Raw genomic sequence first — 24,413 nt, forward strand, 5'->3', positions numbered from 1 at the left:
AGGTACAAACAAAGATAACTTATGAACTTTTTCGTAAAAAAGTATATGTAAGTCATTATTTTAACTAAAGCGTATGACGCAATATTTGCCCAGCACTTTTACCTGTCATGCCATCTGGTGATTTAATGACTTGGCCATTAATAATGACGTATTCAATTCCTTCTGCGTACTGATGAGGTGCGCTAAACGTTGATTTATCAGCAACCGTCGCAGGGTCGAGTATGACAATGTCAGCAGCATAGCCTTGTGCTATCACTCCTCGGTCAGTTAGGCCCATTCTTGCTGCGGGTAAACTGGTCATTTTACGTATTGCATCAGGTAATGAAATCACCCCTTGTTCACGCACATAATGACCTAGTACTCTAGGAAAGGTGCCGTATCCTCTTGGATGCGGGTTGCCTTTACCAAGTTCTGAACCACCCGCATCGGTGGCGATTGCGGTAATTGGGTAAGCCATAATGTACTTAACATCATCTTCATTAATAGCGTGGAAGATCCCCTGAGCACCGCCATTTGCTTGAATTTCAATGGCAAGTTCAGCGGCTTCATCAATACTTTGCGCTCGCCCTTCACGCTTTAATACTTCAGCAAAGGTTAGCCCATCCCATGTAGGGTTTGCCGCATAATGCGCTATTTGCAGCCTTGCGGGGTCACCACCGCCTCTATCTTCACGGATATTTTTGATCAAACCTTGTTTTATTTTTTGCCTTAGTTCTGGATCTTGTAGACGCTTTTCAACTTCAGCTTGGCCACCAGCCAATGACCATGCCGGAAATAAAATAGCAAACCGCGTAGAAGAAGCCGTGTAAGGATACTGATCGAGAGTGACATCTAAACCCGCTTTGCGAGCATCACGGATCATTTGAATAGTTTGCTTACTCTCACCCCAATTTGGATGACCAATCAGCTTATGGTGAGAGATATGCACAGGAATCCCCGTGTCTTTTGCAATATCGAGCACTTCATTTATCGCCGTGACAATCTCTGCGCCTTCATCGCGCATATGAGATGCAAAAAATCCATGCTGAGCATGAGCGGTTTCGGCAAGCACCTTTACTTCAGCAAAGTTTGAGTACACACCAGGAACATATTTAAGCCCAGTCGATAAACCAAACGCCCCCTGCTGCATCGCTTTATCTACCAGCACTTGCATTGCTTTTAGCTCATCAGCGCTGGCAAGCCGCTGCTCTTCACCCATTACAGCTTTACGAACATCATTATGGCCAATTAATAAGGCTAAGTTAGGCCCTAGAGGTGAACGCTCGGTTTGCGCAAAAAATTGCTTAAAGTCGACAGGAGAAAAACCACAGTTACCGCCCAAAATAGTGGTAATACCCTGCTGTACTAAGTTATCGAGCCGAGGCAGCTCTGCAATTGAGCGCTCAGCATGGGAATGTAAATCAATAAAGCCAGGGGCAACAATCTTGCCTTTGGCATCTATAACTTGTTGAGCTTTGTCAGCCGTCATGTCACCAATTTTAGTGATCTTGCCGCTTTCAATGCCAACATCTGCGTGAACCGCTTTGCCACCAAGACCATCGAGCAACATAGCGTTTTTGATGATGAGATCAAAAGATTGCCCATAAGCAATGCCGGAGCTGAGCACTAATACGAACAATCCTATTGAGGTTAAAACACTGCGCTTTTTCATTGTTATTATCCTTAGCCTGAGTGTTTAACCATCCTAATCAATTGCAATACAAATTGCATCAGTGAACAGTAATCAAACAAGTTACAGTCACAAAAAAGCCGGCTAATTAGCCGATGTAGATGCTTAACAAAGTCAGAAACAAAAATAACGCGAGCATTTGAGTGAGCAAAAATCGCTCTAATTTTATATATCAAAGTTGGAAACAAAAACTCTGTTGATATATCTTACGTCAGATGATTTCAACTGAAAAAGTTAAACGTATTCTATTTTGCATTGCTAATTACGATCGATTTAAACGCCATTAACAATACAATCTAATTTTATGACTCTGTCTTTGCTCGTCCATTCGCCTTGGCTTTGTATAGTAAGCCGTCACATTGTTTAATAATGCTGTCTATATTAGAAACCTGATTGATTTCGACAACACCTGCGGAAAAGCTAACATTTGTCGTAGAGTCCAATTCTTTCCAGCTATTAATACCTTCAAATTTTTCTCTAATGCCATCAACGAGCGTAACCGCTGTCTTTTTATCTAAGTTGTTTAATATTAATAAAAACTCTTCACCGCCATAACGACAAAATAAATCTGTTTCTCTAATACGTTCTGAAACTACGTTACTAAACCCTTTTAAAACTTCGTCACCGGCCAAGTGACCATAGGAGTCGTTTATTTGCTTAAAATGATCCAGATCCACTAGAACGAAACAGGTCGAGTTATTAACTTGCAGTGCCTTCTCGGCCAATTTGTACATTGCTCTTCTTGTTTTTGCACCAGTCAATGTATCTGTTTCTGCTATTCTTTTTAAGGCCCTCTTATCACGCCAAAACATAAATGTAGCTGTCGCCAGCAAAGAAAATAATAGAATAAAAATGATGAGCTGTAGGTTAAGGTTTTCCTTCTTTAGTTCTGCCTTTTCCTGCATGGATAATTCATTTCTAAACTTTGCTATTTCAATATCCCTAGTTAAAGAATCAATCGGCGTAATGTTCCCTATCCCAAAATGTTCTGAGTTGTAATTTACCCTAGCAGATTGGTATAACTTACCAAAGTAAAACGCTTTATCATAATTACCATTTAACTCATATAATCGTCTTAAGTTATGATAAATAGTTAAACTTACATCCCCCGGGTGATTACTGTTATTCATGAAAGAATTTGCCTGATCGGCATAGTCTTTAACTATACGCTCAAATTCGACTTCTTTGCTTTCCTCTATTGCCGATGCTAGAGCTCTAGCAAGCTTTAAATACATAACTAATGATTCATTTGGTTGATTACCAATGAGTTGTTCCATTTGTTTAGAAAGCTTTAAAATAGTTACCCCATCCTGCTGTTGATTTCGATGAGTTAATACAGAAATTTTCAACATCTTAGAAATAAACAGTTCGATATCATTTTTATTGCGTTCAGCTCTTCTAATTGCTTCGTCACTTAATTTAAGCGCCTCGTCAAACCGACCCAGTTTATTAAGTGCATAAATACTGGGATTGATGTATAGAGGTTTTTTTTCTTCTTCACTTAATAATGATAACAATACATTACCGTGCTCTAAAGCAGCCATATGCAGTTGCAAATCGTTATAAATGTCTGCAATCCAGTGATGAACACGGATTGATGACATTTGGGTTTCCATAGGCCTCAACGGATCGAATTTTCTCAAATAAGGTAAAGCATATTCATATTCAGATAACGCTTTGAGCAATGAAATTTCTTCTATTTCTTCTCCTAAACGAGCACTAACAATTGCAATTGCATGCTTGTCTCCAAGTTCAATAATCTGCTGTTTCAAGTTTTGTAACTGTGGGATAGTGATGGCAACTCTTTTATTAGGAGTTGATTCGACATTAACACCATGAATATAAATGTAAAAACTTCTATTCGCAGCGTATAACTCTGTATCAATAGATTGTAAATAAGCCCAGTTTTGCTCAGATAAATTATATTGGTTGATTGTTAAAGTTGAAGATAACAGGCCCCGAGAAGCAAGAGTTTCCCTAATTATCGTTTGAAATATTTTACCAAGTATAGAATCGTCCGCTAATAAGTTTGAATTCTCTATTTTTTCAATAAGTTCAACGCGTCCAGCCCCATTGACCTCTTCAATAACCTGCGATGCCAAATAAACAAGTTTGCTGTATTCCCCAGCAATTTGCTGCGGTGTTTGAGGTTGAGCTTTGCAATTCGCAAAGAATAGAGTTAGTGCAATATATGCCAACCAAATACTTATTTTTTTGATAACTTGCTGCTCCGAACGTTTAATCATTTCAATTAAAACTTATAACAATATCATTAAGCTATATAATATAAAACCACATAAAATCCCCCTTATTACTTATCAACCTTGTGATAAAAACAAGTTAACAATAAGGGTAGTAGATTGTACTCTGAGGGGTGGGAAGTCCACTTGTTCAAATAAAAATGGCTGCCTTAATATTTGAAATTCAATTTTTTGGACTTCATCTAATGTTATTGGGCATCTTTAACTATAGCATCATCACGCTTTTTATATTTTCAATATTCAGCTTTATTGGACTCTTCGTTATGTGAATCGTTAAACTTAAACTGCGTGCGCAACCAGAAATCGAATGGCATGGTAAGCCAGCAGCTTTAGCTGCTGCCATATTTTAGATAAACCATCTTCCAAAAGACAAAAGACAATTTAGGGCTGTTTATGACTTTCCTACAAAGAAACAAGGTAAGTCTGGAGGTGTGGGAGAGGTATACGAATACTAAATATCATTAAAGTAATAAAACGGCCATGAAATTGGCCGTTTTAATATATTTCAAACTTTGTTCTGTAGTTTCCAACTTTATTTAGAATCCACAGCCGGCTCTTTATACTTTAACTTACTCAACCGTAACCGATTTTGCTAGGTTTCGAGGTTGGTCTACGTCGGTGCCTTTAATCACCGCAACGTAGTAAGAAAGTAACTGCAACGGAATTGTATATACAACTGGGGCAATCACGTCATCGACATGATTTACGTTGATTACACGCATCGTTTCGTCAGAATTGAACGCTGAGTCTTTGTCTGCGAATACATAAATAATACCGCCACGAGCACGTACTTCTTCTACGTTTGATTTAAGCTTTTCAAGTAGTTCGTTGTTTGGTGCCACAACAATGATTGGCATGTCGGCATCAATCAACGCAAGAGGACCATGCTTAAGCTCACCCGCTGCGTATGCTTCGGCGTGAATGTATGAAATCTCTTTCAGCTTAAGCGCACCTTCCATCGCAATTGGGTATTGTGAGCCACGACCTAAGAACAATGAATGGTGCTTGTCAGCAAATTCTTCAGCTAAATCTTCAATCCCTTCAGCAAGTAGTAATGCTTCTTCTAACTTGTTAGGAAGTGTTTTAATTGCATTCACAATCGCACTTTGATCTAGGCCTTTTTCTTGGGCAATAGATGCCGTTAGCATTAATAAGCCAACAAGTTGTGTGGTGAAAGCTTTAGTTGATGCAACACCAATTTCAGCACCTGCTTTTGTCATAAAGGCTAAATCAGATTCACGTACTAACGATGAACCCGGTACGTTACAAATGGTCATTGACGCCATGTAACCTTGCTGTTTTGCGAGACGAAGTGCAGCAAGCGTATCGGCTGTTTCACCAGACTGTGAAATTGTCACAAGTAAGCTGTTTTCATGTACAAATGATTCACGGTAACGGAACTCAGAAGCAATCTCGACATTACAGCTTACGCCTGCAAACTGCTCAAGCCAGTAACGAGCAACCATGCCCGAGTGATATGATGTACCACAGGCAATAATTTGTACGTGTTTTACGTCTTTAAAGATTTGCTGAGCACTATCGCCGAAGGCATCAATCGCTACAGTATCATTAACTAGGCGGCCATCAAGCGTGTTACGTACAGCAAGTGGCTGCTCGTAAATTTCTTTCAGCATGTAGTGACGATATTCGCCTTTACCTGATGCATCTTGCGTAATGTTTGATTCAATCACTTCGCGCTCTACTGCGTCGCCGTTTGCATCAAAAATTTCAACACTGTCGCGAGTAATACGAGCAACATCACCTTCTTCAAGGTAAATAAAGCTACGTGTAACAGGTAATAGAGCAAGTTGATCAGAGGCAATAAAGTTTTCGCCAAGACCCAAACCAATCACCAATGGGCTACCAGAGCGCGCTACGATGATTTCGTTGTCGTTCGCTTTATCAAAAACAACGGTACCAAATGCACCTTCAAACTGCTTAACTGCAGCTTGTACTGCTGCTAAAAGCGTATCGTGCTGTTGGCGAAGTTGGTGAATAAGGTGCACCATAACTTCAGTGTCAGTTTCTGATAAAAACTCATAACCGTCGCCTTTAAGCGCATCACGTAGACTGGCATGGTTTTCGATAATACCGTTATGAACTAGGGCAATTTCGCTGTTCGAAACATGTGGGTGAGCATTCGCTTCAGTTACGCCACCATGAGTTGCCCAGCGTGTATGTGCGATACCTGTAGTACCATTTACTGCTGCATCATTCAGTGCCGCTTCAAGATTAGCAACCTTACCCACTGACTTTACAGTGTTTAGCTCAGTACCTTTAAGTAAAGCCACACCAGCCGAATCATAGCCACGGTATTCAAGACGCTTTAGGCCTTCAACAAGTATTTTGTTTACTGGGCGTTCTGCAACAGCCCCAACGATTCCACACATAATTTCTCCTTTTGCACATGCCAAAGCGTTTTACTTTGGGCGGTATGTGTTTTCATAAATTTAATGTAATAAGGTGTTGTCGGTCTTATTACGGGTTATTCAATTTCTGCACAGATCAGCTGTACTCCACATGCTGTTATCGCCTCACGCTTATCTGCGCTTAGATTGTTGTCTGTGATAACAGTGGTAACACGCTGCCAAGGCAGTTCTAAATTAGGTATTCTTCGGCCAATTTTTTCTGACTCTACCAGCACCACTACCTCTCGGGCAGCTTCAGCCATCACTTGGCTAAGCCCCACTAATTCATTGAAGGTTGTGGTACCTCTATCAATATCAATGCCATCGGCACCAATAAAGAGTTGGTCAAAGTCGTAAGAGCGTAGAACATTCTCCGCAACTTGGCCTTGAAACGATTCTGAATGCGGATCCCAGGTTCCCCCAGTCATCAATAATGTTGGCTCATTTTCTAATGAAAGTAGTCGGTTAGCGACATTAATAGCATTGGTCATCACCACTAAACCGCGTTTACTCGCAAGCTCTGGGATCATCGCCGCGGTAGTGCGACCGCTATCAATTATGATGCGGTTATGATCTTTAATCAGCTTTGCAGCGGCCTGTGCGATTGCCATTTTGCGAAGCGAGTCGCTTTTCTCATTGCTATTTGCAACGATTTCTTGCGGTAGTGCAATAGCACCACCGTATCGGCGCAGTAATAAGCCACTTTTTTCAAGTGCTGTCAGATCTTTACGAATGGTCACTTCAGAAGTTTGAAACTGCTCAGCTAACGCTTCAACAGCAACTTCACCAAGTTCATTCACTTGGCTTAAGATTGTATGGCGACGTTGTTGAGTGTTTCGTTTTGTCATTTATATGATCACATAAGTTTCGTTTCGAAAGTTTTTGGATTTTAAACGAAACAATATAAATGGCAAGTCAATGTTTTGAGAACACACCTTATTAAGATATGTGGCCTATAGAGCCATTGATTAAATGCTTAAAGAAACTATTTCTGTAGATTGCTTTCCTAACCTTTTAATAATAATTAAATTATTTATCTTATCCACATAGAAATAAGGCCAAACTTCATTAAATGGAAACTCCTGTGTTAACAGAGTGCTGCCATCAACATCTTTTATATTCATTTCATAGAAAGTTGTATTGCCAATAAGGTTATAATTACTCCATAACACTCTATCTTCAACAATAGCCCAGTTTACAATTGCATCGTTAGGCAGCGTTATCGGTAAGGCCGTAAAGCTATTATTATAAGCATCAAATCGAGATAAATTCCCCCACTCGTCACCCACTATGTACCCTCCTTCAAATTCGCGAATATAACGATAACCTTTAAAAAGGAGCGTATTCGTTCTATCTGCCATAGTCTGTTCAAAAATCTGCCACTCCCCATCTGTTTTGATAGAATAGAGGATAGAGTCTTCATTATCGGAAAAGCTGACATCCCCGATCAATTCATCTGTTTTCGATACGTAATTCAATGTATTCGTTATGACATTGAATATAGCGGTTCGGTTATGATGCTTGAGTAATACATATTGTCCAGATTTTGAAGGACTGATCAATTTAAGTGGCTGCTCGGTTTGAAATAATTCAACTTTACTTGCAGAGTTATGCTTTTCATGTAGAGTTAAATAATTAACTTTATTGCGTTTTTCTATCACCCACACTTTATTGCCTAAAGAGTGATAGGTGGTAATACGCCCCTGTTCAGTGTTATTACTTTGTATCACTTCTGTGGTTTTAAATACCTCCATAGGAAGCTTTTTTTCAATAAAAGTATTAAGTCTTTCGCGAGTTTTAATCGCCAATAAAGTATGTGGGTCAAGTACGTTTAGAGCTGTAACAGTGGTATTCATAACCACTTCTGTATTGCCTGTTTTAATATTTAACTTTATCAGTTGTTTCTTATCAGCAAAAACAAGGTGCTCATCATTAAGCCATTGCAAGCTGTAAATCACATCATGATGATCATAATTAAAAAGCGTGTTGCCGGTTTCAGGATCAAGAATACGTATGTTATTACGTTTACTGTCTAAAAATACTCTAAGCACAGCAACTTTACTCATATCAGGTGAAATATCAGCATATGAGTCATACACCCCTTTTTGAGCCACAGATGTCACTTCTTCTATAAGGCCGCCTACTCTATTTAACTTATAAAGAAGCATGCTACCGTGAGGTTGCTTTTGCCCTGTAAAAAAAAGGCTATTATCATTTTTATTAAAAAATACACTGGTAATAAAATGAAAATCGGAAACTAACACCTCTACGTTATTCGCTGGGTTTATTAGAGATACCCTCTTAATTTTTGCAGAGCCAACATCATTATCCGAAAAGTATAAATATCGATCATTATTTGAAAATGCTAATCCAATAGGCAAGGTTGCAGTGTCTGTGAGAGGTTTAATTGACTGATTATCTAGATTTTTCAAGTAAATTTGATAATTACTCTCGTGACTTAATCGATTGCTAAAAGCGATGTACTTACCATTATTCGATACGCCAAGTGATCGCTTTTCAGAAGTAATAGTGTCAATAACTGTCAGGGGATCGTCATGGTTTTTTTTAGGTAGAAAATATACAAACAGAGCGCAAATAAATGCTATCGAAAAGGTTGCTAATATAAGGTTATATTTTTTTCTTTGACTAGTTGGGATGTGTGTATTCGAAGGTTGCTCTGTTTCTATAGAGGACACTTCTTCAATAGTGCAAATAAGCTTATAGCCCCGTTTCGGAAGAGACTGAAGAAAAGTAGGTTCTTTGTGATCATCACCTAATACACTACGGATTTTACTAATAACTCGTCTAACAGCAGCATCAGAAACACAACGATCTTGCCATAGGTTTTGGTGTAAATCAGCCATTGAAATGTAACGGTCGTTATGCTCAATAAAATACATTAAAACAGCAAATACCTTTGGCTCTAATATAATTGACTGTTCATCAACCAGAAGAGACATCTCTTCTGTATTTAAATAGCACTTTCCAATCCGAATAAGCATACAACTGAGTCACTCATCTACCTTAATGATCCCTCTACAAAATATTGTACTTTACTATTAACTAGGTTACTACAAACAATATAAACACTTGATAAATAAAAAAGTTACAGTTTAGTCACAGTAAAATCAGAGGAAGATTATTGGTTTCATGATTACCTTTACGTATTTTACCTTCTCGACTTCAAGCCTTTTGCCACAGCATTAGTAAGTTAAAAATATTTATATTGATAAAACGTGCATTGATAGCAGAGAAATGATCACATGAGGAAGGAAAAAAATAATGAAACTCACATCTAAACTTGTTTATCAGGGGTTAATTGGTTTGTCAGCCATTATGCTTTTATCTGGTTGGCGGTTAGGGTTTGCAGATAATGCAGAAGTGCTCTCTCTTGAATCTGTAACGATGGCAAAAGTAGAGCGAGGTGACTTTTCTATTAAAGTTGAAGGTTATGGTTCTCTTCAATCAATTAATAAAAGACTGCTCACAGCCACCAGCAATGCTGTTGTCGACGAAATAAAGCTAAAAGCAGGGGCCGTTGTAGAGCCTGATACAGTTATCCTGACATTAAACAACCCTGAGCTTGAGAGTAAGCTTCGTCTAGCTTTAGCAAAGCTCAAAAATGCAAAGACACAGAAACGTCAAACTTTGTTAGTGCAACAACGGGAGCTGTTAAACAATGAATCAAGTATCTCTGAGTTAAAAGCACAAGCAGAAATTGCCATGCTCCAAGTAGAAGCCGAACGCTCTTTAGCTAAGTCGGGAATAGTCTCTGGGATTAGTGCTAAAAAAAATGAATTGGAAGCGAAGCAGTTACTTAAACGCATCAGCCTCGAAGAATCAAAATTAGACAAGCTCACTGAAATGCAAAAAGAAGCACTTTCAATTCAAGATGATCTTATTTCTCAAGCAGAAGATGAGTTCAACGTCGCAAAACTTATGGTCGAGCAATTATCTGTAAAAGCAGGAATGAAAGGGGTCATCCAGCGCCTTCCTCTCAGTTTAGGACAAAGTGTAACAGCAGGCTCTGAGCTTGCACTCATTGGCAGCCTATCGCCATTAGTTGGGGAAATAAAAGTTCCGCAAATTCAAGCGCACTTAATTCAAATGGGCATGAAAGCTGACATTACAACACTCAATGAGCAGGTGCATGGACGAGTCGTTCGTGTTGACCCTGTTATCAATGATGGTGCTGTACAGGTTGATATTGAACTTGAAGCAATTGAGCATGGCAGCATGAAACCAATGCAACAGGTTGATGCAACCATCTACGCTGACGTACAAAAAGATATGAATTACATAAAACAACCCAGTGATGCTAAAGAGGGAGCCTATGGTTCACTATTCAAGCTAACGAGTGATAACAGGGCTGTTAGAGTTGATGTGCAATATGGCAAAACATCAGGACAGCTAATTCAAGTGTTATCAGGCTTAGAGCCTGGCGAGCAAGTTATTATTTCCACCTTAGATATTCCTGCTGAAACAAAAATGATAAAAATAGAGAGCTAGAAGTATGAACACTGAAATTTTAAGGGTTAATAACTTAACTAAGTCCTTTACCAATGGCGATCAAGTTAGTCAAATTTTAAAAGGAATTAGCTTCACTGTTTATGATGGCGAATTTATTTCTATTTCAGGCCCATCAGGGTGCGGAAAATCAACTCTGCTGAATATTATGGGATTACTCGACACCCCACAAAGCGGTGAATATTACATCGACGGCTTACTGGTTTCTGATATGGACTCAACGCAGCGCTCTAAAGTTCGTGGAAACAGAATCGGCTTTGTATTTCAATCTTTTAATCTAATAGATGAAATGACCATCTTAGAAAATGTAGCACTGCCTTTAAAATACAGAGGGGATTCGCTTTCAACGCGCCATGCACGAGCTTTAGATTGCTTAGAAAAAGTAGGCCTTGCAGATAAAACTGATTTATACCCTAACCAAATATCAGGGGGTCAACAGCAACGCGTTTCCATTGCTCGCGCTTTAGCTGGTGATTCAGGAATTATGCTTGTCGATGAACCAACAGGTAACTTAGATTCTAAAAACGGTGATGCCATCATGGCATTGATCAAAGACCTTAATCAGCAAGGCACAACTATCGTTTTAGTGACCCATGACCCGCGTTATGCCAACATGGCATCTCGTAATATTCAATTAAAAGATGGCTCTGTAATAGCTGAAAATGATGATATCAATACGCCAATAGAGGCAAATCGAGTTGCTCAGCCATGTTAAAAGTAGCCTACAATACCTTCAAACGTGCTAAACAGTACTATTTAACTACCGTATTTACATTAGCGCTCACTCTTTGCATGGTACTAAGTGCATTTAGCTTAGTGGATTTAGTCTTTTTCTCCCCCTTACCTTATCAACAAAGTGATAATTTATATTTACTGGAAGGCACCGTAAACTCAAAAAGCTATTCAGGCCCTGCTAGTAATTCAAAAGTAATGAGTTATATAGAGAATGAAAATACTCTCTTTACTGACATGGCTACCTACCATAAGTGGACCAGTTATAAATTATTAGACAGGCCAACTAGACCCGCTGTAGACGTTATTCTTGCATCTAATAACTTGTTTGACCTGCTTGGTGTAAAACCTGAACTTGGCAGATTATTTAATAACACCGAGGCGCTCGGCAGTAAACACATGTCTGTCGTTTTAGGCTATAGGGCATGGCAAGAACTTTTCCAGGGGCGAGGTGATATCATTGGTCAAAAAATACAGTTAAATCAACGCCGATTTACTATTGTTGGTGTAGCTCCAGATAATCTTGTTCTGCCCCACTACAAAAATATAAACGATGCAATATGGTTACCTATTGATGTCGATGAGGTATTTGATCCCAAAACAGCAAATGGGTTTATGGGTGCATACAAAAGTGTGGTTAGATTAAAAAGTACAGTATCAGAATCTGCAATCACACAACAGTTATCAGATCTATCACTGAAAGGCGCTCAGCTCTATGCTCCTAATATTCTGAAAGACTTTACTGTTAACGCACGTATCACGACATTTAGTGAAGCATTAAAAGGTGATAGCGGAAAAATAGTACTTATGTTGCTTTTAGGCGTTTGTTTATTATTAATCATTGCACTGATCAACCTGTCTAGTATGCAACTTGCAAAAGCAATTACCCGTATAAAACCTATTGCTATTAGCTTTGCATTTGGGGCAAGTACAAAACAACTCATTGTTGAAACACTAAAACATAACCTATTACTCATTAGCATTGCTGTCATACTAGCATTAACACTCACCCAAATAGGGTTTATGGTTATTCAAAGCTTAGCCGCAAACGCCATACAACGATTAGATACGCTTTCGCTAAGCATTAATACGCTTCTCTTTTCAACATTTTTGATTGTTACTATTGCTGCACTGTATTCATTTATAGAATTGAGTGTCGTAAAAGAGAAAAACTTAATTAGTAGCTTGCAAAGCAGCGGTAAAGGAACCGGAAAACAAATGAGTTCAGCGACAAGCCACTTGTTAGTTGGCTTACAGATCTTATTCTCCTTTTTAGTATTAACTGCCGCAAGTCACGTTGTTTTGGTTACACTCTCTGAAGCACTGAGAGATAATGGCATAAACACTAAAGGTAAATACTCACTTACAATAAATTACAGTAATATCGACAAATCTAATGAGCGAATCAATATTCATAAAGCGGTTATCCAGCAGTTATTAAACCTCAATAATGTGAGCAGTTTGGCAACTTCATCAGAACAGCGCTTACCCGATACGGTTAACGTCAATCAAATATATGATGAAGCTGGTCAATATATTGCGCAAGCGCGTAATAGCTTAGTTTCCAACAATTATTTTGCAGAATTAGATCTTAAATTAACAGGCAAGGGCTTTAACAAAGGTGATGAAAAACTCAAAAATCCGCCAATTGTAGTCAATCAACGCCTTGCGGATATGTTGGATAAAAACACACAAAATGTACTAAATAGTAAAGTCAGCTTTGACAGCAAAACGTTTTATTCTATCGTAGGTGTAGTCAGTAATACCTACGTACCAGGAAGACCTGAAAGTGAAAACTTTGAAGTGTTCACACCCAACGATTATCCAGGTTGGAGTCAATATACCTACCTTCTAACAATGAAAGATTCCGCATCAATATCGCAAATTCAGCAACTGATCTACGGGATTGATAAACGCTTAGATATACATTCATTAGCGTCATTAACAACTCAATTTGATGAGCAACGACAACGCCATTTAAACGCTGCCTGGCTTGCTATTGTCCTTGCATCAACGTCATTGCTTATGGTGTGTATTGGCATAAACGGCATTGTTAACTACCTAATTAAAGTACGCAAATATAGTTTAGGCGTTAAGCTTGCTATGGGCGCTGATAACCTAAGATTGTTAAAAGAAAGTTTACTAGAGCTTATGCAACCCATAACGATGAGCTTGGTACTCGCCTTTTCATTAGCATTTTTAATCATTGGTTATTGCTTTTCACTACCAAATGTAACCCTGACTATAAACTGGTGGCTGACACTATCCATCTGGCTTGGCCTTTTAACTATGGCTGTCATCACGAGCTTTTTTCCAATCAATAAAACACTTAGACAAGATCCAATAAAGGCATTACGCAATGAATAGATTTCTTATATTTATAGTATTGCACGCAGTGGCACTTACAACAGAACATTAACTCCTTTTGGCTTTCAGGGTGAAAAGCGTACGTTATGGCAAGCAAAAGAGACATATATAGACTTATCACCAATCATGTTCGCAGATAAAATAGATGCGCCATTACTGCTTATTCATGGCGAAAATGATCAAAACTCCGGTACTTACCCCATGCAATCCATGAGAATGTATCAAGCATTGGTTGCGAATAAAAAGACAACTCAGCTAATTATGCTCCCTTATGAAGGCCACTCTTATAGAGCGAAAGAGAATTTAACATACTTACTTAAAGAGCAGTCTGCTTGGCTCAATAAATGGTTAAGACCTCCCAATGCAAGGTTATGACGTAATATCACATGCTCTTTTGCAATCGGTAAAGGACAACGTAAAATGTGACTACTCTACGCATTACATAATGAATTATGAAAGCATTTAATAGTTTAGAAGAGTCATTTATAAAACAACGAAAAAATGCCCATGAAATTTGCCGTTTATTTGCCAAAAGCCCAAGTAAAGGCAATTTAAAACGACTAAGAAGCATGTTTGCTCACTGTGGCGAACAGGTTGTTATTGAAGCTGGTTTTCATTGTGATTATGGCAGTGGTATTAAAATAGGTGATCGCACCTTCATAAATATTAACTGTACTATGCTCGATGCGCCGCTATCTGATGCGCAAATTACGATAGGCGATGACTGCTTAATAGGCCCAAATGTGCAAATACTCGCGGTATCGCATGCAGTAAACCCTACCGAGCGTTTAGCAAAAGCTAATTTTGCAGCGCCGATTAGCATTGGTAACAATGTATGGATTGGTGCAGGCGCTATAATACTCGCAGGTATTAAAGTTGCTGATAATGCCGTGATTGGCGCAGGGGCAATAGTTACCAAAGATGTCGCGGCAAATACCCTAGTAGCAGGTAACCCCGCGGTGAAGATAAAAGATATTTAAGTACACACTTAAGTCACATCGTTCGCTAAAGCACATACTACACGAGCCCGCTACGTATATTTTATACCAATGGTATAGTTGTTTAGATTAACCTGATAATCAATGGGCTTACTAGGATTAGTCCACAAACAAAACCTACTTTTACTTGCCATGCTTTATATTTACCTGTGACTTTAATCCCTAAAAATGGACTTAATAAATCTACGCGACGCGCACCTATAAACACTAGCCAACAAAGAATAAAAGTGAGACTTAGTATAAGTAGTGACTCCATGAAACCACCTAATTGCAGCTTCGATAAATAAAAGGCAAGGCCAATAATCACACTTTGATGTAAGAGATAAAAAGGAAATACCGCTGAGTTCAATAAAGCCAATTTAGGGTGATCGTGATTTAAAAAACGTTGTGCTAGTGCCAGCATCATTAACACACCAACTAATCGTTGCGCGGTATACAACATATCCATGCCCGTAATTTGCCACTGACTGGCAGCTGAGTTTTGCCAAATCATGTTATAGCCCGCAACTACAATCAGGTAACCTACAATAAATACCACGCATAATGCCCTCCAATGAAGAAGTAGCCGACTATAAAATACTGAGTGCCACGCAAGTAAATAACCATAAAGTAAAAATAAAGCACCCATGGGGTATCGAAATGTATCGCTCGGCCAGCTCAACTTTAAAATACAAAGCGGCAATAGCAATACGATAAAAATAATTAATAACGACTGTTCACATAGACGTGTAATCACTGTTTGAACATAATGGTGATGAAGCAGTGGCAGAGCAAACACGAGCAATAAGGTAAATTGCCATAACGAGCGTAAGTACCAAAGATGGTTTACATCAACATGAGGCCAAATACCTGCTTGATAATGTTCAAATAGAGGGTTTGTCAAATCAAAAAACTGCAAGTAAAACTGCCAGTAACTTATCGCTAAACCGGTCTCTTGGCTCATTTGCGCATATAGCTGAACTGGCACAATAAACCAAACTCCAATTAATAATGGCAGTAATATTCTGACACTGCGTGATATTAAAAAACCACCTAAGCTAGCGCGCGCAATTATGAACCTCAGTGCAGCACCTGAGATAAACCAGATTAACCCCATCCGCCAAGGCGACAATAAGAGCATGATGTTTTCTATATTGCTGGATAAATACTGACTTTTAAAGTGAAAGCCCCAATTTTGAGTGTATAACATACCTGTGTGGTAAAAAATTAATAAGCCAAAGGCAAGTACTCTTAGCCAATCTAAATCATAACGACGCGGTGGTAACTCAACGGCTTGATTAAACGCATTTTGCCATGGCTGTAATAACGTGCGTGTTGTGTTTTTAATTATTATTTTAAGTTTCATGATTGATTATGGTTACGACAAGTTAATAACAACTATGAACAACACATAACGTTAAGCTATCAGAAAAGGTCGATAAAACAATCAGTAGGGATAAACGGTGGATATCAGGGATAGTATGTTTGGTGATTTATCACTATCTTGTTAGTCTAATTACGGTCTTCAAAGAGTAACAATAATAATGATCACCTTAATGCATTTTCAGCGTAACCGAACTTGGTATGCGACATTATTTTTATTTAGTTATATTTTTATAAATAACACTATTAATGCCAGCTCAGATATCATGGAAGCCCAACGCGATGGTGAACTGTCATTTTTGCTTTGGGAGCCCTTTGTCTGGGAATATTCAAGCGCTATCGGCACCTTATTATTATTTCCTGCTTTAGTTTGGTTATTGCAAACCCAACCCTTTAATTGGCAAAAGATCACTCGCTCATTGCTCACTTATTTATTCGCAAGCATTATTTTTTCCTTATTACACGTAGGGATCATGGTCGCTATCCGTGAGTTCATTTACACAATTCAAGACATGCAGTATGACTTCGGGTTGCTGTGGTTTGAGTTACTTTATGAATACCGTAAAGACTTATGGGGGTTTTTATCTTTAATTGTGATTATTAAAACGTATCAATACATTGTTAGCCAATTAACCGGCGAAGCCAAGCCAATCAATCATGAAGAAAACGCCCAACAGGATTTGAATTTCGACCGATTACTGGTTAAAAAACTAGGCAAAGAGTTCATCATCTGTACAGATCAAATTGACTGGCTTGAATCTAGCGGCAATTACGTAAACCTGCATATTGGCTCACGTATTTATCCGCTACGTACAACCATGACCCATCTTATATCTCGGTTAGAACCGCAAGGTTTTTGCCGTATTCACCGTTCTCATGCTATTAGACTCGATGTGATTGAATCAATCACGCCATTGCCAAGTGGTGATAGTGAAGTGAAACTTACAACGGGAAAAATACTTAACTTATCACGTCGTTACAAAGAGCAGTTTAAAAAACAGGTTAATTCGTCTGCCGCTCATTTTTAGCTAACTGTATATGACGTTTTTCTGCATAAAGAATTTGCTGGACTTGGTGGCCATTTAAAGGTGTAAAAAAGCCCAGCTGTATTGCTAGGCTTGGAATGGATCATGAGTTGTGTGTTACTCATAACGAAGGATTAATGATGGACGGGTGCTGGCCGCCTTGAAGGCAAGGGTTGCGACAGTCAGCCAAGTAAAGAGTGCGACCAAAAGTGCCGCAGTGCCATACACCCACACGGCTTGCTCAATACGGTCGTTAAAACCTTGCAACCAGTCATCCATTAGCCAATAAGCTAGAGGCAAAGCAATTGCCGCTGCTGCGAATACTACGATTAAAAACTCACGGGCAAGTAGGTTAACTAAACTTAAACGGGTTGCACCCAATACTTTTCGAATGGCTAATTGCTTTTGCTGACGTTTCGCTGCAAACGCAGCAAGTCCAAATAAACCTAAGCAACTTAAAAACATGGCCAGCACAGAGAAGTTTCGAATGAGCACAAACAAATCATGCTCGACGCTATAAACCTTGGCTAAGTCTTGCTGCATCAAGCTAAATTGCGGATCGGCGGTTAAATTAAACTGCTTTAAAAGCTGGCGTAACTGATTAAATAACTGAGAAAAGTTTGCTTGTTCGGTGCTTACCACCAATCGAACGGTTGATTGCGAGCTATACCCTGCTGAAAATGACACAGGCAGCCAATCATCTTTCGCCGAACCGACTTTAATGTCTTTTACCACACCGACAATGGTTGCATTAATATTGCGATAAAGCCCCTGAACATGCAGACCTACCACCTCATCCACATTATCGTAGCCAGCACGCTTTGCCATTTGTTCGGTCACCAAAATAGCCATTGCTTGAAGGTTACCTTCGCCCTGCTGCGCCTCAGTATGCTCATCGGTAGAGTGCAGCCAATCGCTCTGAAACTGTGGTGAAAAATCTCGGCCTGCAAGTAGTGTCAGACCCAAGGTTTCAACGGCATGGAAACCTGTGCCTATGGTCGGTGGCAGTTCGCTTTCTTCGTAGCCATTGGGCCAACGGAAATAAAAGCTTTCAAGAATACTGTCGGTTAAATCTGTGTCTGTAGTGGTCACTTGCATGACACCTGGCAGCGCACGGATCTCATTAAGTATCGCGTGTTCTTTTTCCATCAATTGCTTGCTGCTTAAATCATGTATCACAATGCGATCTGTCGCATCATAACCAAGCGACAAGTTTTGCAAGAACGTTAACTGTTGTAAGCTCACCATAGTACAAACAATTAAGGCCATTGCCATGGCTGCTTGAAATACTAACAGGCCTTTACGCACCGCTTGACCTGTTTGCAATTGCCCTGCAAGTAAACTTTTTAGCGATGCGCGTGCGACACAAAAAGCCGGATAAGCACCAGATATTAAAGCCAATAAAAACACCACGCCCAATACAGCTAGCAATTGTGACCAGTCCCAAATAAGCTGCAATGGTCGATTCGCAAAGGCACTAAAACTTGGTAATAACATCTCAACCCAACACAACGCTAACAACGTAGCAAGGATCACCAATAGCAAGGCTTCTAACAAAAATTGCAGTATTAATTGTCGCTTACTCGCCCCCAAGGTTTTGCGCATGGCAATTTCTTTGATGCGATAAAGCAATTGCGATACCGCAATATTAATGTAATTGGCTGCAGCAATAGCGAGTAGTAAGACACTTAGCACCAAGCTCAAGTTCACTAAAAAAGCCGAGCCGCCTGGTTTAAATTCAAAGGGCGAATGGGCTTTAAAGTACACCTCTCGCATCGGCACTAAACGATACTCAAGTTGGCTATTCTTTAACTGATATTTTTCGATAAGACGACTAGCTAACAGCTTTTCGATGTCTTTTAAATCAGCTCCTTGCTGAGTTTTTAGATAAACATAACTCGATATATCGTTATGTATGGTGAAATCAACAGACACTAAAGCATGGAACAAAAAGTGACTGTTATCGGGTAAATCATCAAAAACAGCACCCACAGTGACACTTTGCTCGCCCATCAATAACGTTTGTCTGAACGCTTTAGTGGCGCTACCAAACAGCCTTGTGGCTTCACTGTTACTCAGAGCTATTTGATTGGGCACAGAGAGTACTTGTTCTAGGTTGCCAAGCATCACCTCTAAATGAATAAAATCGCGAATATTAGCCGATGTACCATATAAATTACGCAGCTTAAATGCTTGCCCTGCAACATTAATATGAGCGGAAAGCAAATCGCTATCAACCACATCTGCCAACACCAATAAATCGCTTACATCGCTGCGTGAAGACACTGTTTGCGCAATGCTTACAACCGTTAATGGGATCTCTTCTAAGCCGGGTACATTTACATCAACATGCAAACGATATACTTGCTGATGATCGGGCTGCATTTTATCAAACGACAATTCGTACTCTGCGAATAACGCCACTAAAAGCGCCCCAGCAAGACCTATGCTTAGTCCAAAGACATTCAAAAGCGCGTACAACTTATGCCGCTTAAATACCCTAAATGCCGTGGTAATGTGTGATACTAACATGTTTTACCTTTAGACCTTACCTGTTCTACCTAAAAATGCCCCATCAGCTACGCCGATAGAGCATAGTCTTGACTAAAAACTCAATTTACTCATAACGAAGGATTAATGATGGACGGGTGCTGGCCGCTTTAAATGCTAGGCTTGCCACCGTTGCCCACGTGATAACCGCAACGACCACAGCCGCAGCGCCATACACCCACACAGCTTGTTCAATGCGGTCGTTAAAGTTTGCTAACCAATCTCCTACTAAGAAGTAAGTAACCGGGTAAGCAATAGCAATACTCACGCCCACCAGCACTAAGAACTCTTTAGCAATGATATTTACGATACTGATGCGAGATGCACCTAGCACTTTTCGAACTGCCACTTCTTTTTGACGACGCACTGTTGCAAACGAAGCCAAACCAAAGGTACCTAAGCAAGTTAAGAACACAGCAAGAGCGGTAAAGATTAAAACGACATTCGAAATTCGCTCATCGCCTTTTAACAACGTTTTGTAGTTGTCTGCGAGTAAGTTAATTTTTGGCTCATAGATATTGGCTGAGATTGCTAATACTTCAGCGATCTGAGCTTTAATGTAAGGCAAGTTTTGCTGATCAATCGTTAAAATTAATTCTGATACAGGTGATAAAAAGTTAAAGCCACATAAGAACATAATATTTGAGTTGGCATCTTTAGCATTACCTACCTTTACATCCTCAACCACACCCACAACACGCATATCTACGCCGCGACCTGAGTCTTTAATTACCTTACCGATAATGTCACTCATGTTAGTGTAACCCGCTTGCCTTGCGACAGATTCAGTCACAATAGTACCCGTACTTGTTACTCCATTTGCACGGCTTGCCCAATCACCAGCAAACTCACGACTAAAGTCACGACCAGCAACGAGTTTTAATCCTAGTGTTTTTACAACATCGTAGCTTGCGCCAACAACAGGCGTTAAGCTGCCAGACGCTTCACCATTTGGCCACGTTGGCATAAGTGTATTATTGATTGAAACGGTTAAACGGGTATCAATGACTGTTGTTTGCTGTACACCTTGAATTGCACTAATACGGTTAACTAAGGCATTTTTTTCTTTTGTGAATACTTCGCCTACAGGTAGCTCTGAAATAACCAATCTTTGTGTTGTTTCATAGCCTAAAGGTAAGCTTTGTAAGTAAGTTAATTGCTTTAACAAGGTAATAGAGGCAATGATTAAACCTATTGCTAGTGAAGCCTGTAATGTTAGTAAGCTCTTACGAACCCATATTGCAGTATTACCACGTTGTAAGTCACCACTTAAAACGCGTTTTGCACTGAATGACGAAATAAAGAATGCAGGATAAAGCCCAGCTAATATGCCCACTGCAATTGCGACCACAATAATTGCAATGCCAAATTCAGAGGCATAATTCACGCCCAATTCGCGGTCTACTAGCTGATTAAAGCTTGGTAAAAATAGCTCCACTAAAGCACATGCAATCACCATTGAAAGCATTGATACCAACACAGATTCAGATAAAAACTGCGTTACTAACTGGCCTTTACTTGCGCCAAGCGCTTTACGCACACCCACTTCTTTTGCACGTTTAGTCGATTGAGCGACGGTCATATTAATGAAGTTAAAACCTGCAATAAGAATAAGTAACACACTTAAACCAACACAGATCATGACCACTTGTTTAGCGCCACCCGCTTTCATCTCAAATGGTGATTTAGCCGTTAAGTGCAAATCAAGTAATGGATGCAGCTCTAAACTAACTTGTTCCAGCATCGAACCGCTAAAAAAGCGCTCTGTTAAGGTTTTAGCTAATGCATCGGTATCGGTGCCCTCAGCTACACGCATATAAACATAACTACTGTTGATGTCTATTTTGCTTGGATCATGCTTAACATAAACAAGGTTTTTAAAAGCAAAGTGAGTGTTATCTGTTAAGTCTGCAAACACGGCACGCACTGTGTACTGTCCTTGTTCATGTGTTAGTGTTTCACCAATCACATCGGTGCGACCAAAAATGCGCAGTGCTTCTGATTCACTAAGCGCTAGGCTATCTGGTGTACTCATTGCTGTTGTTAAGTCACCTGCAAGCGTTTCTAGAGCAATAAAGTTTTCAATATTAGGAGTCGCGCCATACAAAGCATTTAACTTATAGCCTTGGTTTCGATAACTCACATCAACCATAGCTTCACGGGTCAGCTCGACCATAGTTAATCCGAACACTTCTTCAACTTGGCTGTAATCTTCGGCCTGCTTTGACTGCACAAAATTAAAAATAGGCACCACAGCTAAACCAAGTTTTGAGAAGTCCTGGCCAACGCGATAAACACGCTCAGCATGAGGCTGTTGGCTATCGTACGAAAGCTCATTTTTTGCAAACAAAGCAACTAGAATTGCCGCAGCTAAGCCCACACTCAAACCCAGAACATTTAAAATAAAGTGCTGTTTTTGGTTTTTGAACGCGCGCAGCGCGGTGATCAAATAACTTAAAATCATGTTATGCCACCTCTGCTGTTTGTTGAACACGGTTAGCTTTATCTACCATCACTTGGCCATCAAGTAAGCGCACTAAACGGTCAGCATAATTGCCTTCTTTTTCTGAGTGAGTAACCACAATTACCGTGGTACCTTCGCGATTTAGCTCACGCAGCATCGCCATGACTTCATCACCATTTTTTGAATCAAGGTTACCCGTTGGCTCATCCGCTAAGATGAGTTTTGGATTAATCACAAGAGCTCGGGCTACCGCTACACGTTGCTGCTGACCACCCGATAACTGCTGCGGTAAGTGATCTGCTCTATGGTCGATTGCAACACGTTTTAAGATTGCGTCTACTCGCTGTTTACGTTCACTTTTTGAGATATTTTGATACTGTAATGGCAGCTCAACGTTTTCAAATACTGTTAATTCATCAATTAAGTTAAAGCTTTGGAAAACAAAACCAATCGACGCTTTTCTAAGTGTTGCTAATTGTTTTTCACCAAACCCTGCGATGTCTTCACCTAAAAATTCAAAACTGCCTGCCGATGGCGAATCCAACATACCTAAAATAGAGAGTAATGTTGATTTACCACAGCCAGATGGCCCCATAATGGCAAGAAACTCGCCTTCGTTTACATGTAAGTTAATATTATTAAGCGCTGTTGTTTCAACATCTTGAGTACGGAATACGCGTGATAAGTTAGTTAATTTAATCATTGTTTTTATCCTTAAAATTGTAGTTGTTGGGCTTTATCAAAGTTGCTATAGCTAGAGGTGATCACGCGATCTCCGGCGCTTAGGCCACTTAACACTTCATAATAGTTTTGATTCTTTTTGCCAAGACGAATGTCTTTTCGTACTGCACGATTGCCATCTTTATCCATGACATAAACCCAGTTACCTCCTGAGCTGGTAAAAAATGCGCCGCGTTCAAGTAATAAAGCAGTGCCTTTGCTATCACCTAGCATCAGCTGTACATCAAGGCTTTGCCCACGTTTTATGTTACTCGTGCCATTAGGTAAATCGACTTCAACCTGAAACTGTGATTGCTGAACACGGCTATCAATTTTGCTAACTGTTGCCGCAATTTCGCCTTGCTCGTGTTCAATAAGCACTTGCATACCTGCTTGAACTTGGCTCAGGTAAAACTCATCTAGTCTCACAACTAACTTGTATTCATTAGGAATATCAATCTGCCCTAGGCGAGAACCACGGCCTTTTGATTCACCAATTTCAACATCAAGTTCACTTAAATAACCATCAGCAGGTGCTGTTACGAGTAGGTTTTCAAGGTTCTTACGTGCAAACTGTAGGTTTTTCTCTAACATGTCGGCACTGTCTTTTAACTGAGCTACCTGAACTTCACGAATGCTGTTTTCTTGCTTTTGACGCTCAAGAGTTAGTTCTTTACGAGCTTTGTAATACGCTAAATCTTCTTGAATTTCAGATAATTGCTCTTGTGCCAACACACCCGTTTTCACTAGCGGCTGAGTCTGTTTTAAGCGACGCGATAAATGTGTGATTTTAAGATCGATTTCAAGCAAATCACGGCGTAAGTTCAAACGGCTGGTTTCCATATTCATTTGCGTGTTACGTAAAAAGTTAAGCTGCTCAGTCACCTGTGCTTCACGGCTCATTACATCAAGCTGCAAGTTAGTATTGCTTAAACGCACAAGTGGTTGGCCTTTTTTAACAAACTCACCTTGCTCAACAAGTCGCTCTTCAACTTGGCCTCCGGCAATGGTGTCGAGATAAATGGTAGTACGAGGCATAACCTGACCACGAAGACTTAAAGCATCAACAAATTCACCTTGTTGTACTGTGCTAATCGTTAAGCTTGTCGCGGTTACTTGCTGACTACGACCTGTTTGCTCAGTTTGCGTGAAACCATAAGCTGCAGCCGCAACAGCTAAGCATGCAGCTGCTATTACTGATTTCTTAAAAAATGCTTTGTTATTTGAGCGTGTAATTTTCTTATCCATGTTGACGCCTTTAAGTTATCTAGGTGCTAATTACCTATAGATAAAACAACTCTTGTGCCAACTTTTATTTTTATTAAATTAC

General features: G+C 39.7%; 16 protein-coding genes. 6 read left to right on the forward strand and 10 right to left on the reverse strand.

All coding sequences use genetic code 11. The annotated features are described in order from the left end of the window. Positions 1-64: 64 nt before the first annotated feature. From HYD28_02130 to HYD28_02150, 5 genes are all read right to left on the reverse strand, one after another. On the reverse strand, positions 65-1,651 hold the full coding sequence (locus tag HYD28_02130) for a D-aminoacylase (protein ID QLE07868.1): 1,587 nt from the start codon (positions 1,649-1,651) through the stop codon (positions 65-67). A gap of 320 nt (positions 1,652-1,971) precedes the next feature. Then, positions 1,972-3,915, reverse strand: a complete 1,944-nt coding sequence (locus HYD28_02135; GenBank protein QLE07869.1) for a GGDEF domain-containing protein — start codon at positions 3,913-3,915, stop codon at positions 1,972-1,974. Positions 3,916-4,499: 584 nt separating this feature from the next. Next, positions 4,500-6,320, reverse strand: coding sequence for a glutamine--fructose-6-phosphate transaminase (isomerizing) (gene glmS, locus HYD28_02140; protein QLE07870.1), 1,821 nt, complete (start codon positions 6,318-6,320; stop codon positions 4,500-4,502). A gap of 95 nt (positions 6,321-6,415) precedes the next feature. Further along, on the reverse strand, positions 6,416-7,186 hold the full coding sequence (locus HYD28_02145) for a DeoR family transcriptional regulator (protein QLE07871.1): 771 nt from the start codon (positions 7,184-7,186) through the stop codon (positions 6,416-6,418). A gap of 120 nt (positions 7,187-7,306) precedes the next feature. Next, positions 7,307-9,340: a winged helix-turn-helix domain-containing protein gene (locus HYD28_02150; protein ID QLE07872.1), complete on the reverse strand. Its 2,034-nt coding sequence runs from the start codon at positions 9,338-9,340 to the stop codon at positions 7,307-7,309. 277 nt (positions 9,341-9,617) lie between these two features. Here HYD28_02150 and HYD28_02155 point away from each other — a divergent pair, with 277 nt between their 5' ends. The 5 genes from HYD28_02155 (at position 9,618) to HYD28_02175 (ending at position 14,944) form a co-directional block, all read left to right on the forward strand. Then, complete coding sequence (locus tag HYD28_02155; protein ID QLE10463.1) at positions 9,618-10,847, forward strand: HlyD family efflux transporter periplasmic adaptor subunit; 1,230 nt, start codon at positions 9,618-9,620, stop codon at positions 10,845-10,847. 4 nt (positions 10,848-10,851) lie between these two features. After that, on the forward strand, positions 10,852-11,580 hold the full coding sequence (locus HYD28_02160; protein QLE07873.1) for an ABC transporter ATP-binding protein: 729 nt from the start codon (positions 10,852-10,854) through the stop codon (positions 11,578-11,580). Next, positions 11,574-13,964, forward strand: a complete 2,391-nt coding sequence (locus tag HYD28_02165) for an ABC transporter permease (GenBank protein ID QLE07874.1) — start codon at positions 11,574-11,576, stop codon at positions 13,962-13,964. The genes HYD28_02160 and HYD28_02165 overlap by 7 nt, the downstream gene beginning before the upstream one ends. Continuing rightward, on the forward strand, positions 13,965-14,339 hold the full coding sequence (locus HYD28_02170) for a prolyl oligopeptidase family serine peptidase (protein QLE10464.1): 375 nt from the start codon (positions 13,965-13,967) through the stop codon (positions 14,337-14,339). Positions 14,340-14,416: 77 nt separating this feature from the next. Then, on the forward strand, positions 14,417-14,944 hold the full coding sequence (locus tag HYD28_02175; GenBank protein QLE07875.1) for a sugar O-acetyltransferase: 528 nt from the start codon (positions 14,417-14,419) through the stop codon (positions 14,942-14,944). Between the two features lie 82 nt (positions 14,945-15,026). Here HYD28_02175 and HYD28_02180 read toward each other — a convergent pair whose 3' ends face one another. After that, a complete protein-coding gene (locus tag HYD28_02180; GenBank protein ID QLE07876.1) occupies positions 15,027-16,307 on the reverse strand; it encodes an acyltransferase in 1,281 nt (426 codons plus the stop codon). Positions 16,308-16,488: 181 nt separating this feature from the next. Here HYD28_02180 and HYD28_02185 point away from each other — a divergent pair, with 181 nt between their 5' ends. Then, a complete protein-coding gene (locus HYD28_02185) occupies positions 16,489-17,352 on the forward strand; it encodes a LytTR family transcriptional regulator (protein QLE10465.1) in 864 nt (287 codons plus the stop codon). A 114-nt stretch (positions 17,353-17,466) separates the two neighbouring features. Here HYD28_02185 and HYD28_02190 read toward each other — a convergent pair whose 3' ends face one another. From HYD28_02190 to HYD28_02205, 4 genes are all read right to left on the reverse strand, one after another. Then, complete coding sequence (locus HYD28_02190) at positions 17,467-19,881, reverse strand: FtsX-like permease family protein (protein ID QLE07877.1); 2,415 nt, start codon at positions 19,879-19,881, stop codon at positions 17,467-17,469. Positions 19,882-19,966: 85 nt separating this feature from the next. Continuing rightward, the gene (locus HYD28_02195) at positions 19,967-22,363 is read right to left on the reverse strand and encodes an ABC transporter permease (GenBank protein QLE07878.1); all 2,397 of its coding nucleotides are present in this window, start codon (positions 22,361-22,363) and stop codon (positions 19,967-19,969) included. A 1-nt stretch (position 22,364) separates the two neighbouring features. Further along, positions 22,365-23,066, reverse strand: a complete 702-nt coding sequence (locus tag HYD28_02200) for an ABC transporter ATP-binding protein (protein QLE07879.1) — start codon at positions 23,064-23,066, stop codon at positions 22,365-22,367. A gap of 11 nt (positions 23,067-23,077) precedes the next feature. Beyond that, positions 23,078-24,331 carry an efflux RND transporter periplasmic adaptor subunit gene (locus HYD28_02205; protein QLE07880.1) on the reverse strand — a complete coding sequence of 418 codons (1,254 nt, stop codon included), beginning with the start codon at positions 24,329-24,331 and terminating at the stop codon, positions 23,078-23,080. Positions 24,332-24,413: the final 82 nt, after the last annotated feature.

Source organism: Pseudoalteromonas shioyasakiensis (genome assembly GCA_013391845.1).
Classification (GTDB): domain Bacteria; phylum Pseudomonadota; class Gammaproteobacteria; order Enterobacterales; family Alteromonadaceae; genus Pseudoalteromonas; species Pseudoalteromonas apostichopi.